The organism is Streptomyces sp. NPDC059454, assembly GCF_042749965.1.
Taxonomy (GTDB): domain Bacteria; phylum Actinomycetota; class Actinomycetes; order Streptomycetales; family Streptomycetaceae; genus Streptomyces.
Genome location: NZ_JBHYVC010000014.1, coordinates 28,182 through 44,189 on the forward strand (window position 1 = coordinate 28,182; position 16,008 = coordinate 44,189).

15 protein-coding genes and 1 pseudogene are annotated in these 16,008 nt (G+C 71.2%); 4 read left to right on the forward strand and 12 right to left on the reverse strand.

Features of this window, described 5'->3' with window-relative positions; all coding sequences use genetic code 11:
- Positions 1-412 precede the first annotated feature (412 nt).
- Entirely contained in the window at positions 413-2,584 is a 2,172-nt protein-coding gene (locus ACFXAE_RS12835; RefSeq protein WP_384712389.1) for a TerD family protein, read from the forward strand.
- A 447-nt stretch (positions 2,585-3,031) separates the two neighbouring features.
- On the opposite strand, the gene ACFXAE_RS12840 is transcribed toward ACFXAE_RS12835, so the two are convergent.
- The 6 genes from ACFXAE_RS12840 to ACFXAE_RS12865 all read right to left on the reverse strand — a co-directional run bounded on the left by ACFXAE_RS12840 (position 3,032) and on the right by ACFXAE_RS12865 (position 8,100).
- Complete coding sequence (locus ACFXAE_RS12840; RefSeq protein ID WP_384712392.1) at positions 3,032-3,514, reverse strand: GNAT family N-acetyltransferase; 483 nt, start codon at positions 3,512-3,514, stop codon at positions 3,032-3,034.
- 250 nt (positions 3,515-3,764) lie between these two features.
- Entirely contained in the window at positions 3,765-4,328 is a 564-nt protein-coding gene (locus ACFXAE_RS12845) for a dihydrofolate reductase family protein (RefSeq protein ID WP_384712395.1), read from the reverse strand.
- Between the two features lie 529 nt (positions 4,329-4,857).
- The gene (locus ACFXAE_RS12850; protein WP_384712398.1) at positions 4,858-5,280 is read right to left on the reverse strand and encodes a hypothetical protein; all 423 of its coding nucleotides are present in this window, start codon (positions 5,278-5,280) and stop codon (positions 4,858-4,860) included.
- 2 nt (positions 5,281-5,282) lie between these two features.
- Complete coding sequence (locus ACFXAE_RS12855) at positions 5,283-5,672, reverse strand: hypothetical protein (protein ID WP_384712400.1); 390 nt, start codon at positions 5,670-5,672, stop codon at positions 5,283-5,285.
- A 629-nt stretch (positions 5,673-6,301) separates the two neighbouring features.
- Positions 6,302-7,756 carry a M14 family zinc carboxypeptidase gene (locus tag ACFXAE_RS12860; RefSeq protein ID WP_384712403.1) on the reverse strand — a complete coding sequence of 485 codons (1,455 nt, stop codon included), beginning with the start codon at positions 7,754-7,756 and terminating at the stop codon, positions 6,302-6,304.
- Positions 7,756-8,100, reverse strand: coding sequence for a hypothetical protein (locus tag ACFXAE_RS12865; protein WP_384712406.1), 345 nt, complete (start codon positions 8,098-8,100; stop codon positions 7,756-7,758). Before ACFXAE_RS12865 ends, ACFXAE_RS12860 begins: the two co-directional genes overlap by 1 nt.
- 390 nt (positions 8,101-8,490) lie before the next feature.
- On the opposite strand from ACFXAE_RS12865, the gene ACFXAE_RS12870 reads away from it, so the two are divergent.
- A complete protein-coding gene (locus ACFXAE_RS12870) occupies positions 8,491-9,825 on the forward strand; it encodes a S8 family serine peptidase (protein WP_384712409.1) in 1,335 nt (444 codons plus the stop codon).
- A complete protein-coding gene (locus tag ACFXAE_RS12875) occupies positions 9,822-10,070 on the forward strand; it encodes a hypothetical protein (protein WP_384712412.1) in 249 nt (82 codons plus the stop codon). The genes ACFXAE_RS12870 and ACFXAE_RS12875 overlap by 4 nt, the downstream gene beginning before the upstream one ends.
- A gap of 94 nt (positions 10,071-10,164) precedes the next feature.
- Here ACFXAE_RS12875 and ACFXAE_RS12880 read toward each other — a convergent pair.
- Positions 10,165-10,287 (reverse strand): annotated as a pseudogene (locus ACFXAE_RS12880) (IS5/IS1182 family transposase); the annotation flags it as partial.
- A 170-nt stretch (positions 10,288-10,457) separates the two neighbouring features.
- On the opposite strand from ACFXAE_RS12880, the gene ACFXAE_RS12885 reads away from it, so the two are divergent.
- Positions 10,458-11,534: a M12 family metallopeptidase gene (locus tag ACFXAE_RS12885; protein WP_384712415.1), complete on the forward strand. Its 1,077-nt coding sequence runs from the start codon at positions 10,458-10,460 to the stop codon at positions 11,532-11,534.
- Here the strand turns inward: ACFXAE_RS12885 and ACFXAE_RS12890 are convergent.
- From ACFXAE_RS12890 to ACFXAE_RS12910, 5 genes are read right to left on the reverse strand one after another with little or no spacing between them, the layout of a single operon-like run.
- A complete protein-coding gene (locus tag ACFXAE_RS12890; RefSeq protein WP_384712418.1) occupies positions 11,489-12,154 on the reverse strand; it encodes a hypothetical protein in 666 nt (221 codons plus the stop codon). The two genes, ACFXAE_RS12885 and ACFXAE_RS12890, sit on opposite strands and share 46 nt — an antisense overlap.
- Positions 12,151-13,482: a DUF58 domain-containing protein gene (locus ACFXAE_RS12895; RefSeq protein ID WP_384712420.1), complete on the reverse strand. Its 1,332-nt coding sequence runs from the start codon at positions 13,480-13,482 to the stop codon at positions 12,151-12,153. The genes ACFXAE_RS12890 and ACFXAE_RS12895 overlap by 4 nt, the downstream gene beginning before the upstream one ends.
- Positions 13,479-14,477: an AAA family ATPase gene (locus ACFXAE_RS12900; RefSeq protein ID WP_384712423.1), complete on the reverse strand. Its 999-nt coding sequence runs from the start codon at positions 14,475-14,477 to the stop codon at positions 13,479-13,481. Before ACFXAE_RS12900 ends, ACFXAE_RS12895 begins: the two co-directional genes overlap by 4 nt.
- A gap of 12 nt (positions 14,478-14,489) precedes the next feature.
- On the reverse strand, positions 14,490-15,050 hold the full coding sequence (locus ACFXAE_RS12905; protein ID WP_384712426.1) for a hypothetical protein: 561 nt from the start codon (positions 15,048-15,050) through the stop codon (positions 14,490-14,492).
- The gene (locus ACFXAE_RS12910) at positions 15,047-15,976 is read right to left on the reverse strand and encodes a DUF4129 domain-containing protein (RefSeq protein WP_384712429.1); all 930 of its coding nucleotides are present in this window, start codon (positions 15,974-15,976) and stop codon (positions 15,047-15,049) included. Before ACFXAE_RS12910 ends, ACFXAE_RS12905 begins: the two co-directional genes overlap by 4 nt.
- Between the last annotated feature and the right edge of the window lie 32 nt (positions 15,977-16,008).

A 16,008-nucleotide genomic window follows, 5' to 3' on the forward strand; every position in this document is an offset into this window, starting at 1 on the left:
CATAACTGTCCGATCGGTCAGAGCTGACCGATCGGACAGCATGTCGCTATGGCTTACGTCACTCCTCCCGCCCGGGACGTGCGTAGGGCGCACACGGCCGGCTTCGTCGACCCGCGCACGCGAGCGCCGGCCCTCGAAGAGGGCGGCACCGCGGGGCGGTTCGCCGCGCCTCCGGCACCGTGCCGGGCCGGACGGCGCTCGCCATGGGCCGGACGAGGCCGCGAACAAGGACCTCGGCGAGCGGGACGAGCCGGACGAGCCGCGGAACGCCTTCGCCAAGAAGGCCGGCCGACACCACCCGGTCTGAACCGGAGAGCAGGCCCTCCGCCCGGGAACGGGCGCGATCACGGCGGCGGAGCGCGTACAGAAAACTCCCGTGCACCGCCTCGCATGCCTCTGCGATCATCCCCGAATGGCGCACCGTCTCGAATCGCTGGTCATCCGGCACACCCACCGCCTTCCCTCCCCCCAGGGCTCCGCGGGCGAAGGAGCCACCGCCGCGCGGCAGTTCGACGCGGCGTTGACGTCCGTGGGCTTCAAGCTCTCGGCGAAGCTGCTGGAGCGGCTGTCCGGGCTGTCCGAGGCCGCGGTCGTGCACACCGCCGAGCGGACGCTGCGCACCGTGGGCGAGATGGTGGGCGACCACGTCCGGCACAACTCGTACTTCATCGACTTCCCGGCGAACGTGCCGGACACCGAGGAGTTCTGGATGCGGTGTGTGACGAAGGCGCTCGGCGACGACACAGCGCGGGAGAACGTGCTGACGCAGCTGGCACACGGGGTACTGGACCTGCTCAGCCTCCCCGCGTACGGCCGCTACCAGCACACCTACGAGGAGATGCTCGCGGCGCAGGACGAGCTGATCGCCTCGGCCGGCGACCGGGTGACCGTCCTGCACCTCGGGCGGGACCTGGACGACGAACTCACGGATCTGTACCTGGCCCTGGCGGGCAGCACGACGCCACTGGGCGAGGACCACCTGCGCGACCTCAAGGTCCTCGCCGAGCGGTGCGCCCTCGGCCCCCAGCCGGATTCGATCCCGGTCCGGGAGAACCGGGCGGTCGTCAACGAGGCCCGTCTCGCTGTCGGCGCGGACCTTCTGCTGGACACCGTCACCGATGTGCTGCGGCTGGCCTGCGCACTGTCGGGCGGCGACGTGACGCTGCGGGAGCCGACCCGGTTCCGGGCTCTCTCGCGGCCGGCCCGCCGTGCGCTGCTCGCGGGCCTCGACGCCGTGGTCGCGGCGAACCCCGCCAAACTGGCCGATGTGCACGCGCACCGTGAGCCCTTCAAGCGGCTCGGTGAGCGCCTCCACCCGCACGAGTACCCGCGCTGGCCGCACGCCGCCGAGGTGTTCGCCGTGGCGCGGGGCGAGAAGGAGGCGCGGTCCTTCGACAGCCGCGTCGAGGAACTGCTCGACGAGTTCGACGTCCTCGGTGCGGTACGGCTGCTGAAGTCCGCTCCCGGCAAGCTGTTCCGCTCCCTGGACCTCCTGCTGCGCATCGCCGCCGACCAGGAGCAGCGGGACGCGGTGGTGGCCGCCGCGGTGCGGGTCGCCCCCGAGGTCTCCGGTCGGCTCGTGCTCTCGGTCCGCGAGCACTTCCAGAACCGGGAGCGGGAGACCGACGAACCCCGGGTCTTCGTCAACCGCCGGGGCCGCGGCTGGGTCGCCCCCGACGTCCGGCCGCCGGTCCCCGCCGCCGACCGCGATTCTCTGATCGCCGCCCTCGACGCCGAGATGCGCCGCAGGCTCCCGACGCCGGACCGGCTGCTGCTCGGCCCCGACGTCCTCGACGTGGCGCTCCCGCTCAGCGGCAGGGCGACCGCGGCCGGGCTCGGCGTACTGCCGCGAGGGTCGCTCTCGGCAGTCGACGGCGAACAGCTGCGTTTCTTCGTGTACTGGAAGGAGACCGGGCACCGGACCGACTACGACCTCTCCGCGCTGCTTCTCCACGCCGACTACAGCACCGACTCCTGGCTCTCCTACACGTCTCTCACGGCTGTCGGGGGCGAGCACTCGGGCGATGTCACCGAGGCTCCCGACGGGGCCTCGGAATTCATCGGCCTGTCCCTGGACCGGGTGCGCAGCAGCTTCATCGTTCCGCAGGTCAACATCTACGCCGGCGAGGGCTTCGAGGAGGTCGAGGAGTCGTTCTTCGGTTTCATGCTGCGCGACGGTGAGCAGCGGGGCCGGCCGTTCGAGCCGCGCACGGTACGCATGAAGTCGGAGCTTCGCGGAGTGGGCCGAGTGGCGCTGCCCCTGGTGTTCCGGCGCGAGGACGACGGCCGGTGGCGCGCGAAGTGGCTGCACCTGTACCTGAAGGGCATCTCGTCGGCCAACCGGGTCGAGGAGAACCAGGTCTCGGTGTCCAAGGTGGTGCGCGCCGTCGTGGAGCGCGAATATCTGACGGTGCGTTACCTGATCGACCTGATGTCCGGCGACACCACGGCCGTGGAACTGTGGGACGGCGGGCCGGTCCCGGACGAACCCGTGACGTACATCGGTCTCGAACGTCCCGAGGGGCTGCACCCGGAGTCCCGGGTCATCACCCTCGAAAATCTGCGCGACCTGATCCCGGGCTGAGTGCTAGCGTTACCCACGGCGAGGCCATGAAGGGGCTTCCTTCTCAACTCCTTTCCTGAAACAAGTCCTTTCGCTTCCCTCGCCCTCGACGTCGCTCCGGGCGGTGCCCGCGCTCACCGCGCGGGTGCCGCCCGAGCCGTTTTCACGCCTGTTCCGCGCAGCCGTGGTCGAGGGGTACCACCCACTGGTAGCCGTCAGAGCGTGCTCCAGAGCCGGGGCACCTGTCTGCCCGCATGCGGCGAAGCGCGTCGAGGCGAACCCTGACGTGAGACCGAGGGACCGGAGGCGGTGACGAGGCCGGGGCGCTGCCACCGTCCTCGCACACGGCCCGATCGACCTGGAGCCGATCGAAGTCCTGACGGCCTTCCGCAAGGCCCGATGCGGCCCTGATCGAATGAGTCGATCGCCGCGGTCGTCCTCACCCCGGAGCGACAGCGCCGGAAAAGCTCACGGAATCAGGAATTCCAGCTCGGGCCGGTCCCACGCCACCGCGGGTGGGTTCGCAGAGGCGGTCCCGGTGAACAGCGCGCCCACCCTGCGGTAAAAGCCCTCGGCCGGAGGATGGGACACCACGCGGACGCGGTCCAGCCCCGCCGCCCGCGCCTCCGCCCTCATATGCTCGACCAGCAGCCGCCCGATGCCGCGTCCCTGCGCCCGGTCGGCGACGAAGAGCAGGTCCAGTTCCGGCGGCACGAGGACCAGCGAGTAGAAGCCGAGCACCCGGCCCGCGGGATCATCGGTGTCGACGGCCACGAAGACCTCATGGGCTTCGATGTAGTCGGGCCCGACACGGTAGCCTGCGACCATCGCCGCGTACCGGCCCTCATAGGCGCGCGAGCCGCGCACGAGCCGCGTGAGCTGCTTGGCGTCCCGGGCGACGGCCCGTCGTACGGCGGTCCCACCACGCACAGGCGTACCACTCGACTTCATGAGGAGAGTATGACGCATCCGCGAGTTCGTCAGCGCCCACCGGGCCCGCCGCAGCCGCTGCCACGGCCACCGCAGAACCCACGTCCAGCACGTCCTGACCTGCATCGACATCGGAGGCCGAACCGGGGCCCGAGCCGGACAGGCGGCGCCGCCCGCGCCGCCCTCGTCCTCGACGGCCGGTGGGAATGATCTCCGTTGAGAATCCCTTGCCGCCTGTCCCGTTCTTCCCAGGGCTCGGCGGACGGGCCGGCTAGCGCGTCACGCGGTGGCGGAGGTAAACGACTCCCGAGTCGAAGGTGCGGGTCTCGACGAGTTCGAGATCCACCCGGCGCTCGCGTCGGGGAAAGAACGGAATGCCACCACCGATCAGCACCGGGTAGACGATGGCCCGGTACTCGTCGATCAGACCCGACGCGGCCGCCTCGGCGGCGAGAGTCGCGCCGCCGATCGCGATGTCGCCCTCCCCCGGCTCGGCCCGCAACCGCTCGATCTCCTCCGCCAGACCGCTCGAGGCCAGGCGGGCGTTGCCCTGCACCGCCGAGAGCGTGGTGGAGAACACCACCTTGGGGAGCGGATTCCAGAGCGCGGCCCACTCGAGCTCCGAGTCGTCGAGTGGGGGATCCCGGTCGACGGTCTCCCAGTACAGCATCGTCTCGTACAGCCGTCGTCCCAAAAGGTGGACGCCGACCTCCCGGATCTCGTCGATCCAGAAGCGGAAGACCTCCTCGTCGGGCACCGTCCAGTCGATGCCGCCGTCCGGCCCGACGATGTAGCCGTCGAGCGAGACGCTCATCGAGTAGGTCACATCGCGCATCAAAAGTCCTCCTCGGTAACGGGTTCGACAGTACGACCGCCGGACACCGCAGGACTCATCGCGGCGCGCAGGATTTCTTGGGCGGAGTCACCTCACGAGATCACTTCCTTGAGGAAATCTCATGTCTCCGGAGCTTTTGGACCTGCTCGGGAGCGGGTCCGGTCGCCACGGCGCAGGTCCTCGTCGGCTGGTCCCGCCCGGGCCGTTCCCGGCCTGAGCGGCCTTTGTCTCCTTCGCCGGTGCCTCCCCGATTCCCGCCTCCTCCGGGCTGACCGACCGCCACCGGATCAGCCGCCGGGTAACGGGACGGAACCTGGTCGAGGATCCTCACTCGGCTCGTTCCCCCGGCCCTCTGGCCGGTCGCCCCCGGCCCGCCGGCCATGACGGCACCGGCAGCAGATCCCGCGCCAGGGCTCCTGTTCGCAATCCACCGACCACACGGACGGAAAGGGAGCAGCCGGTCGGACCGTCCGTGTGGTGGCCGTCGGTGTGATCGCCGCGGCCGCTTCCAGGTTCCGAACCGGAACTGTCAGCGCCGCCCGGTGAGCCCTGCCGAACCGGCGGCGGTCACTTCGAGCTGACCGGGTACGGCGGCCGGCAGCGCGGTGAGTGCTCCGGCGGGCGGGTTGAGGTTGACGGTGCCGGACCGAACCTTGACCGTACTGACCACTCGGCTCTGCGTGTCGCCGATCAGCAGGCAGGAGTCGAAGGCCTCCTGACGGACGTGGATTCGAGGGCCGTTCGCGTCGGTCCAGAGGGTGCCGTCGGCGGCTTCTCCGTAGATGTAGGACCAGGTGTTGTTGGTGTTCAGGACGTGCGCCTCGCCACCGGGCGGGATGTTCCACCAGCCGCGCGTTCCCCAGCGTCCGTATTCGGCGCAGGTGTCGGGGCTGAAGAAGAGGATGGCGGTGGAGACGGTCAAGTGGTACCGGTTTCGGATGCGAAGTTCCATGATCAGTGCTCTTCTTCCTGGAACCGTATGCGGAGTGGCCTGAGGTCTACGGTCCCCTCGCCCGGGGGGAGTTCGTGGTTCGACGTGCCGTCGGCCTCGGCGGAGCGGGACGGCAGCGGGGCGGCGCCGAAGGCGGACGTCGGATCCGTCGGCCGCGGCTCGCCTCCCTCTCGCTCCTGGAACTGCTGCCGCAGCGGCCTGGGTTCGACGACCCCGTCGTCAGCCGGAAGCTGCTCGCTCGTCTGCGGAGCAGAGCCGCTGCCCCCCGAGGATTCGGCGTCCTGAGCCGCATGGAATGCCGCCCACAGGTCGGTGTCGGCCCGAGGTGACGATCCTTCGGTGTCGAAGCCGCTGGTGGGATCGGGCTGCTTTCGCAAGGCGTTGTCGCTCATCTTTCCTCCCTTTGTCCGTTGACCCGGGGGATGACAGAAGAGTGCGCGAGGGGACATGAGTCCCGTGCATCGAGTCCCGTTCATATTTCCCATTTACTACGATAGGCCCATTTGGGCGATTCGGCACCGGTTCGAACGGGGCAGGCTCCACTGGAGTGCAAACACGACAGGCGGACGAGGCCCTTACGGCAGCAGGGGACGACGGCGAGGCCCTGCCGCGCGCGGCCCGCTCGACGAGGCCCGCGGCCTCATCGAGCGGGCCGCGCGCCAACGCCCGCCATGGCGGCGCCTGTTCGCTCTGCTGAAGCGCACCGGGGCTGATCAGGGCTCCAGGTCGTGACTGTGAACTGAAATTCCGTCGTTCCGTGGTAGGAGCCGGTCCCGTATCCAGCGGGCGGAATGTACCCGTCTCACCGTGGAGTCGGCGGCGGCAGTGCCGGTCCACCCGTTCGGCGGTGGCGGGCTCGACCCGGGAGAGCGTCTTCCAGGACCGGCCGGGTCCGACGAACTCGGTCCCGCACCCGCCGACGCCATGTCGGACAGCCCTTTTCATCGTCCGGAGGCCAACAGGCGGACAGACATGAGCCGTTGTCCTCTCGCTGCGGGGCAGGGCGGCGCCCGGGCGACCGCTACAGCGGACCCCGGCTCGTCAGCTGCTTCAGCACCTCGGCCACCGGCGCCTTTCTCGCCCGCTCCAGAGCCGCGCCCACGGCTTCCAGATCGGTACGCACCCGGGCGTCCTCGGCTCCGGCCGGCTCCGCGAGTTCGCCCAGCAGGGCACGTCCCAGGTCGACGTCCTCGTCACCGACGACGGACCTCTCGTCCTCGAACAACTTCCCCGCGCGCTCGATCAGCGCAGCGGCCCGGCCGGCCAAGTGCTCGTCGGTGAACAGAACAGAAGCGACGGGCAGTTCGACCCGTTCGATGAGGGCCATCCACTCGCGGCCGGCCTCGGTGCTCGCGAGCACTTCCTCACGGACCCGGCGCAGCGCGTCCACCTCGGTCTGCCGCTCGAGCAGTCGCGGACCGATCAGGTCGAAGGCGTAGACGCTTTGCTGGGCGAGGGCCAGCAGACCGGCTTTGGCGTCGCGCTTGATGAGAGTGGGGTCCGGCGGGTGGAAGGAGTCCTCCACCGTGTCGACCCGCGGGCCCGTCTCGAGGGTGAAGCCGTAGACCTTGTGCAGCGCGGGATTCGCGATGTGGCGGCTGTAGGCGTAGTCGCTCTGTACGCCGGTGGTGGCGTACAGAGCCCGGCCCGTCTGCGGCGTGTACGCCCGCCCGCGTACCGCCGCGATCGCGTCGACGACCCGTTGCCCGACCGTCGTGAAGCGGAGCAGGTCCTGGGGTGTGATGTACTCCCGATAACCCGGGACGCCGAGGGGCGCGCAGGTTCCGGTGGGCAGGCCCGTGAACCGCTGCGCCGGATCGCCGGTCTGGTTGTGGGCGTGCCCCCACGGATACAGGACGAGCTCCGAGAACGAGTGCACGTCCACGAAACTGCGGATGGGCTGCGTGTCCAGCAGGTACTTGACGTTACGGGTCTCCGGTTCGGAGAACGCGCCGGACCCGACGAAGACATCGCTGCAGGGACTGCAGGAGGTCTGCCCCTCGGTCACTCCCCAGAGGAGGTCCGCGTTGCGGTTGAGGTCGACCCCGTCGCACGGGGTCCCCGGGTTGTCGCGGAGGTTCTTGCGCCACATGTTGTCGACTGTCAGCACCTTGTCGCGGCCGTCGGGGTTGGAACAAGGCACGAACCAGAGGTCGAGGCTCTCCAGGATGAGTTCGACCTCCTGAGCCGTCCAGGTACGGCCGCCGTACACGACGTCAGTGCCCTTCAGGCAGCTCACGACGAGGTCCACGGCGAGTTCCACCAGGGCGTCCGGGTTCATCAACTCGCGTGCGTGGGTGCCGCCCACGAACAGGACACCTCGACGGTCTCCGCCCTCGCCGGCACGCAACCGCAGGGCGAACACCGGGCGGCCCCCGACGGAGGGCTCGGGCAGCCGGGTCCTCGTGCACAACTGGGGGAACCATGAGGCGAGCAGCGAGATCACGGAGTCGAGTTGGGGGACCGTTCGGTACATCACGTGCCTCCCGACCGCTCGATGCCCTGGACGCGCTCCTCCAGCCAGGACCTCACCGAGTCGTCCTGCTCCACCAGTTCGGCGGGAAGCGGCCGCACGGGCACCTGGGCGTGCAGACGGACTTCGTAGCCGCTCTCCAGCAGTCGCCGGCAGTCCTCCGCGTGGACGACCACCCGGACCTCGCCCTCCCGATCGGGGATCCGGTCCAGATCCAGGTCTGCGACGCCGAGGAGATCACGGTTCGTCGCACCGGGGTGGACCGTGGCGTCGAAACGCACCGTGGGGTTCTCACCTCCGGCGCCCTGGAACGGAGGCCGCTGTGGGCGTTCGGACGGTTCGTTCATGTCCGTCTCCCTCGATGCGTTCCCGTCCGTCAGCAGGACCGCTGAAACTCGGTGAACCCGGTCAAATGAGACTCGGCAAAGCCGGCCAAATCAGACAATTCGCCGCCACTGATGATACTGGGACAGGGCTGGTCCATTGTCAACTCCCGCACCGCAAGCGGCAGTCAGCACCTCCGGAACGGCTGAGGCGGTGTCGTGTTGCGGGCCCCTGCACCCGGTGCGACGGTGGACAGGAGGGCGTTGCCCAGACAGCGGCCCGGCAGGGACAGCCTGCAGGCGACAGCTCACGCCACCACGCGGCCGAACGGCGACCCACCGCCCCCGGCGGCCGGCACTGTGCGCGGGCGCGCGTCCGCTGGTCGGGGAAGCACGTAGAAAGCGGGAAATCCAATGGCGAACGGACCCTTCAACAGGCATGCCTCCGGCGAACAGCCGCCCCGATCCAATGAGGTCCCGTCGGGCCGGGGCGCGGAGTACACCGGCCGGTACGTGGTCCTCCTCGACCCGGGCAGCCAGGAGAGCGGGCTGAACGCGCTGCGTTCCGCGGCCGACATCGCGCTCGTGGAGCGGGTCAGCGGAGCCGGGACCACCAACATCGCCGAACTCCTCGAGAACCCCGACGTATCGGTGTACTTCGAAGAACTCGGCGCCGCCGTCGTCGAAGTGCGGGCCGACCAGCGCCACGCGCTGGTGACCGCGGCCGAGGCCGATCCGTCGATCATCGCGGCCGAACCGGAACGCGTGGTCTACACCTCGGTGATCACCGCCCCACAGCAGGCACCGGCCGAGTTCTTCCCTGCCTACCGCAGCGACGAGGAAACGGTCGAGCGTCACACCAAGGCCGAAATGGCCGTCGCCCAGGGCCCCGCTCTCGACGAGCAGAAGTGGACGTGGGGCCTCCAGGCGACCCGGGCCAGCCTGACCAGCCTGACCGGACGCGGTGTGAAGATCGCCGTCCTTGACACCGGCGTGGACACCGGCCACCCGGACCTCGTCGGACGGATCGAGGACACGGCTTCCTTCGTACCCGGCGAGACCGTCGAGGACGGCCACGGCCACGGCACGCACTGCATCGGCACCGCCGCCGGCCCGGCCGGCCCTCGGCAGGGACCCCGCTACGGCGTGGCGACCGAGGCCGGGATACTCGCCGGAAAGGTGCTCAGCAATGCGGGCAGCGGCGCCGACGGCCAGATCCTGGCGGGCATGGCATGGGCCGTCGCCCACGGCGCACGGGTGATCTCCATGTCGCTCGGCGCTCCCGTCCGGCCGGGTGAGCTCTTTCCCCAGACGTACGAGCAGTTGGCCCTGCGCACGCTTCAGCGGGGGACACTGATCGTCGCCGCGGCGGGCAACGAGAGCCGGCGTCCTCAATCCGTCAAGCCCGTCGGCCGACCCGCCAACTGCCCCTCCATCCTCGCGGTGGCCTCGCTCGACCAGTCACTCACGACATCGTTCTTCTCCTGCGGCGCCATCAACGGCGCGGGCGGCGAGATCGACATCGCCGCGCCCGGCAGGGACGTGCACTCGGCCGCTCCCGGCGGCGGGTACCAGTCGATGTCGGGTACCAGCATGGCCACGCCGCACGTCGCGGGTGTCGTCGCACTGCTCGCCGAGGCCAACCCCAAAGCCCGCGCGGCCGACCTCAGGACCAGTCTCCTGTCCGGTGCTTTCCCGCTGACGCAACCCGTCGAGGACGTCGGATCGGGTCTGCTCCAGGCCCCGTGAACGGGTCTTCGCAGTCCGAACCGGTCGGAGTCATCCTCGCGGTCGACCCCGACCGGTTCGCGGAGGTGGTCGAGGCCTCGCGACGGGCCGGGCTGACCGTCACGGGCGAGCAACCGATTCTCGGCACGCTGTCCGGAACCATCCCCGAGGACCGGATCCCGGCTCTGCGGGAGGTCGCCGGAGTCGAAGCAGTGGACCGGGACCGCACCATCCGCCTCCCCCCGCCCGACTCCCCGGTCCAGTGACTGATCGTTTCGGAATGATCTGCGCGGGCGCCGAAGGCAGACGATCGAGCAGGCGGGTTCGAGCAGGCCCTGGTGAAGGCCGACGCGTCGCTCACGGCTTGCCACGGGGGCGTCCTCGCCGTCCGCGAACCGGTGGGGCCGCATCCGGCAGCGGCACGAGCCGGGTACCGCCGTACCGGTTTCCGCCGGTGGACATGACGGCGAGCGGAGTTCCGTCGCGGTGCACGACGAGGAGCCAGTCGCCTTCGCCGGAGCAGCCCGCGCACTGTCGGCACACCCTGCGACAGCAGCGTGCCCCCGCGCACGGCTTCGATGCCGGGACTTCAGCACACCCGAGGGAACCGACCACGACATGACCCCATGTGGCACCTGCGGAAGGGAAAGGCCATGACACTCACCCACAACGAGGCGGTCACGAGCGAGGCAGCGGGAGCAGCCCCCTTCTACTGCGCGCAACCCCCGGTGACCGAACCGGTTCTGCGCCCGGATCTCAGCCCCGGCCGGCTCAGTGCCATACTCCTGGGCCGGACCAAGTGGGTGAACGGCACGGTACTGCGCTACTGCTTCCTCGACGAGGCCGACCGCGCACCCGCCGAGCAGCTCGACGAGGTACGCCGGGCTTTCCAGGACTGGAAGGACATCGGCATCGGGCTGGAATTCCGCGAGGTGGACCGGCCCCCGGAGTCCGAGATCCGCATCGGCTTCCGTCAGGGCGACGGCTCCTGGTCCTACGTGGGCCGGGACGCGCTGGGCATCAGTACGCGCGAGCGCACGATGAACTTCGGCTGGGACCTGACCAGCCCGCACGGCAAGGCCACCGCCAGGCACGAGATCGGGCACGCGCTCGGCTTCGCCCACGAACACCAGAACCCGTTCGCGGGTATCAAGTGGGACGAGGAGAAGGTCTACACCACACTCGCCGGCCCTCCGAACCACTGGCCTCGGGAGCAGACCTTCCACAACATCCTGCGCAAGCTCTCCACCAGCGAGGTCGAAGGATCCGACTGGGACCCGGAATCCATCATGGAGTACCCCTTCCCTCCCGGCCTGATCCTCCGACCGGAGAAGTACCACCGGGACGGCATACCGGACCCCCTGGTCATCTCCGCGCAGGACAGGAAGTACGTCAAACGGTGGTACCCACCCCTGAAGGACAAGCCGACCGACATCCGCCCGTTCCAGTCGGTCGAGTTGGACCTCGCCGCCGGTGAGCAGTCGGACTTCGCCATCGTCCCGTCGGAGACGCGGATGTACGAGATCGGCACGCTCGGGGACAGCGACGTCGTCATGGTGCTGTTCGAGGAGATCGACGGTGAACTGCGCTACTTCACCGCCGAGGACGACAGTGGCGCGGACAGCAACGCCCGTCTGAAGGTCAGGCTCTTCGAAGGACGTCGCTATGTGCTCCGCACCCGGCTCTACTCGGCCTGGGGCCCCGGGAGGGCCGCGCTCATGCTCTGGTGACCGGGTGGCAAAGCTTCCTCCGATTCCCCGTCTTCCCCTCTCCTCCCGCCCCGCCACCGGGCGCCCGCCACTCCACAGCCGACCACCACCATCCCCGCCACCACACCAGCCGCGATCACCCGTCCCGCCCCGAACTCCGGCCCGGACATCGGAACCAGCGCGGCGGTCACCACGACCCCGGCCCCCGCGCACGCTCCAACAGCCTCTCCCCATACCCGCGCAGCCCCGCGCCCCCACCTCCACGGCCATGTCTCACTCGTCACCAGATACGCGACCGACAGCACCACCACACCGGCCGCCTCCCACCACGCCGGATCCCCGAGCGCCGCGATCACCACCACACCGCTCGCCAGTACGGTCGTCCGGTGCCGCAGCAGGACGTGGGACCAGCGCGCCGACTCCAGCGACGGCCGCCGGTCCACCGCCGGCGCCGCCCACACCGCGAAGACGACCGCGCATCCGAACAGCACCGCCCCGCGCGCCCCGCCCACCGCCGCCCACGGCCGCCACGCCACCACGACGGCCGCCACCCCGAGCACCCGCACCGGCACGGTCCCGGCCCAGTACCGCGCGTACTCCCGGAAGGCCACCCGCGCGTCGGGCACCCCCGTCGCACTCACCCCCGCCCCCCGATCCGCCCCGACAGCAACGGCGCCAACGCCAGATCCAACGACTCACCCACGACGTGCCGCAGCACCGGCACCCCGCTGTCCCGCAGGGCGAACCGCATCGCGTCCCGGTCCGCATGCCACAGCCGCAGTCCCAACTCGCCCGCCGCGTCCCCGGTCCCGACGTACGGATCCCCGCTCGGGATCTCCACGACGACCGGCCGACGGCCCCGCCCCTGCAGATCCCGCAGCACCTTCAGCATCCGTGCGTCGCTCAACGGAGTGAACACGTACACCAGAGCCCCCTGCGGCAGCGCGGGCGGCGGCACCCGTTCGAGCCCGGGCCCGTCGAACCGCCGGTCCTTGCGGACGTCGAGGACGCTTTCGACGATGCGGTAGAACGCCGCGTCCCCGGTCCCCGGTGTCAGCCACCGCGTGGTGCCCCCGGTCGAGACGACCCCCACCCGGTCGTGGGTACGCAGATACGCCCGGGCGAGCCCGGTGGCGGCCCGCACCGTCTCGTCCAGGGACGAGACCCCGGTCACCGGGTCGACGACGTCCCCGAACGCGTCGAGCAGCATCACCGTGTCGGCGGCCCGCTCGGCCGCGAACCGGTGCAGCTGCACCGCCCCGCGCCGGGTCGTCGACGGCCAGTGGATGCGCCGCTGCCGTTCCCCGGGCACCCACGGCCCCACCCCGATGACCTCGACACCCTCTCCGGCCTGCGAGGAGGCGTGCTCGCCGAGTCGCTGCGGCAGCCGCACCGGGACCGGCGTGAACCGGGCCTGCGCGGCGTGCGGGAACACGGACACCTCGGCCGCCTCGACCCGCACGGTGCGGCGCACGAGGCCCCCGGCGTCATACACGTCGAGGTCCACCGGGCCGAGCGACCAGCGCCCCCAGCGCAACGCGGTGTGGCGCAGCGTCACCGTGGACGGGCCGACGACGACCTCGTCGAGCCGCAGGCCCGGGCCGAGGGTGACGCCGGGGTCGAGGCGGACGGCGCCGCCGTCGTGCGCCACCGAGACGCGGAGGGTGACGGTGTCGCCCTCGAAGCAGCGTCTCGGTCCGGCGCTCGCCGACGTCTCGACACGACGGACGTGGGCGCGCGGCAGCGCGAGCGCGAGCAGCACCAGCGGTGCCGCCGCGAGCGCGAGCAGCCACGCCCGGCCGGTGAGCAGGGCGGCGGACAGCGCGACCACGGCGACGGTCAGCAGGCGCAGTGTCCGCTCGCCGGGACGCGGTCCGCCGGGCGGCGGGGGCGGTGGCTGCGCCGGAGAGGTGCGCCCCTCCAGGGCGCGGACCACCGCGGCACTCGGCCGCCGCGCGGGCACGGTCACGACGGCAGGGCGGCCGTACGCCGCGTGGACGGCGTGCCGACGCTGTCGACGATCTCCCGCAGCACGTCGTCCGTGGACATCTCACGCACCCACAACTCCGGCCGCAACGACACCCGGTGGGCCAGAGCGGGCACCGCGAGGTTCTTGACGTCCTCCGGAACGACATAGTCCCGGCCGTCCAGCACGGCCCGTGCGCGCGCGAGTTGCATCAGGGCGAGACCGCCGCGCGGCGAGGCGCCGATGCTGATCTGGGGGTGGTCGCGGGTCGCGCCGACGAGGGCGACGGCGTACTCCAGCAGGTCGTCGTCGATCTCCACACGTTCCACGGCGGCCCGCCACGCCATGACGTCGGCCGGTCCCGCGAGCGTGTCGAGCGCGGCCTCGGGTGCGGCCCGGTCGATCCGGGCCCGCAGCATCGCCAGCTCCTCCCGGGCGGCCAGGTAACCCATCCGCACGCGCAGCTGGAACCGGTCGAGCTGAGCCTCGGGCAGGGAGTAAGTGCCCTCGTACTCCACCGGGTTGGCGGTCGCGATCACCAGGAACGGGTCGGCGAGCGGCCGGGTCCCGCCGTCCACGGTCACCTGCGACTCGGCCATCGCCTCGAGCAGTGCGGCCTGTGTCTTGGGCGGTGTCCGGTTGATCTCGTCGGCGAGCAGGAGGTGCGTGAAGACCGGGCCGGGGTGGAACACCATCTCGCCGGTGCGCCGGTCGTACAGCGGCGTTCCGGTGACGTCCGACGGCAGCAGGTCGGGCGTGAACTGGATCCGGCGGAAGTCCAGGCCGAGCGTGGTGGCGAAGGACCGCGCGAGGAGCGTCTTGCCGAGCCCCGGCAGGTCCTCGACGAGGACGTGCCCGCCGGCCAGCACGGCCAGCATCACGAGTTCGAGGGCGTCCGACTTGCCGACGACGGCACGGCCGATCTCGCGCAGTACGGCACCGGCCTGCTCGCCGACCTGCCCGGCGGTGCGGGGCTGCGGCGTGGAGGGACTCGTCACGTGGTTTCTTCCTCACGGGTACGGGGGGGTACGTGTGCGGGGTGCGCCGAGTGCCTCGAGCCGGTCGACGAGACGGCGCAGCACGTCCAGGGGAACGTCGCCGTCGGGTCCGGTCCGGGGCGGCTCGTGCTCCAGCCACGGCCACAGCTCGGGCCCGATCAACTCGGCGGCGCGCCGAGGCTGGTGGTCGAGCGAGACATGATGGTGCTCGGCGAGCGCGGCGGCGAACAGGCGGCGCAGTTCGGGCCGGAGCACCGCGCGGTAGTAGAGGGCGCCGTCGGGTCCCGTGGCGGTCCCCACGTTCCGTCGCCACTCACCCATGCCCGGTGCTCGCGTCCCCAACAACCTTGCCTCGCCCCGCCGTCCGGAGTCGAAGGCGCCCGCCCCTGCGACGTACCGGGCGACGACCAGCGCCGCGACGACGAGCACGGTCACCACGGCGCCGGCCGCCTCGGGTCCGTCGAGGAGCAGGACGAGCAGGACACCGGTGCCGGCGACCGCGCAGCCGAGCAGGCCCAGCCGGCGCAGTGTGAGCATGTCCCGCTCCGGAGCCGGGGCCGTGAGCCGGTTCACCGCGCGGCCTCCCGGCCCTGGAGCAGCGAGGCGATCTCCTCCAGGGCGTCGGCCGCGGCCTCGCGGTGCGGGGCGCCCATCGGATGCGAGGAGTAACGGGCCTCGCGGAACAGCGCGGTGAGACGCGGCGCGGCCAAAGTCGGGGCGAGGCCCGCGTCGGCGGCACGGGTGAGCAGGTCGGAGGGGCTGTCGGAGGCGCGGCGCCGCACGCCGGACGCGGCGAGGGCGTCCTCCATCGCGGCGTAACAGGCGATGACGGCCGCCCGGGCGTCACCGGTGTCTGCCAGGGCCCGCCGGCCCGAGCGTACGGCGGACAGGAGCAGACGCGTGTCGTCGCCCTCCGTCGGGGCGCCCGCGAGACCGGGACGCGGCGGTACCGTCAGCCCGTACCGTCGCAGTCGCCGCACGACAACCACCGTGACGACCACGAGGACGACCGCGGCCAGCAGGCCGAGCAGGAGGTACAGCGGCACGGACGGTCCGCTCCCCGATCCCTCGCCGGGCGTCGGCCCGCTGAGGTCCGGCGGTGCGGGGGGCGGCTGCCGAAGGCCCTTCGGTGGGGTCGGCGGTGTGCTGTCGTGGTCGAACCGGTGCAGGACCAGGGCCAGGACACCGATGACGCCCGGCCCGGTGAGCAGCAGCGGCACGGCGGCCTGCCGCAGCCGCTCCTCGCCCTGCGGCAGTCCGGTGCGGCCGGCGCCGGCCCGGTGGCGAAGACGCCCGGTGGCGTACATGACCCCCACCACCCAGGCGACGGACGACCCGATCACGACCGGGCCCCAGTGGCCGAGCGGCCCCTTGCCGGAGTGCAGCAGCCCTTCGGCGGGCCGCAGCACGAGTGCGGCGACGGCCAGCGCCCCGACGACCCCGACGGCGACCACCGGCCCGGGCACCGCCCGGTGCCCTTCCCGCTCCTCTTGTTTCATCCCGTCCCCCGCTGAACGCGCCCTCCCCGAAG

What these genes read in the sequence shown, in the direction of transcription:
- ACFXAE_RS12840 (WP_384712392.1), bottom strand. Translation starts at nt 3,514, where the DNA reads ATGAAGTCGAGTGGTACGCCTGTGCGTGGTGGGACCGCCGTACGACGG.
- ACFXAE_RS12850 (WP_384712398.1), bottom strand. Translation starts at nt 5,280, where the DNA reads ATGGAACTTCGCATCCGAAACCGGTACCACTTGACCGTCTCCACCGCC.
- ACFXAE_RS12860 (WP_384712403.1), bottom strand. Translation starts at nt 7,756, where the DNA reads ATGTACCGAACGGTCCCCCAACTCGACTCCGTGATCTCGCTGCTCGCC.
- ACFXAE_RS12845 (WP_384712395.1), bottom strand. Translation starts at nt 4,328, where the DNA reads ATGCGCGATGTGACCTACTCGATGAGCGTCTCGCTCGACGGCTACATC.
- ACFXAE_RS12855 (WP_384712400.1), bottom strand. Translation starts at nt 5,672, where the DNA reads ATGAGCGACAACGCCTTGCGAAAGCAGCCCGATCCCACCAGCGGCTTC.
- ACFXAE_RS12870 (WP_384712409.1), top strand. Translation starts at nt 8,491, where the DNA reads ATGGCGAACGGACCCTTCAACAGGCATGCCTCCGGCGAACAGCCGCCC.
- ACFXAE_RS12885 (WP_384712415.1), top strand. Translation starts at nt 10,458, where the DNA reads ATGACACTCACCCACAACGAGGCGGTCACGAGCGAGGCAGCGGGAGCA.
- ACFXAE_RS12910 (WP_384712429.1), bottom strand. Translation starts at nt 15,976, where the DNA reads ATGAAACAAGAGGAGCGGGAAGGGCACCGGGCGGTGCCCGGGCCGGTG.
- ACFXAE_RS12865 (WP_384712406.1), bottom strand. Translation starts at nt 8,100, where the DNA reads ATGAACGAACCGTCCGAACGCCCACAGCGGCCTCCGTTCCAGGGCGCC.
- ACFXAE_RS12835 (WP_384712389.1), top strand. Translation starts at nt 413, where the DNA reads ATGGCGCACCGTCTCGAATCGCTGGTCATCCGGCACACCCACCGCCTT.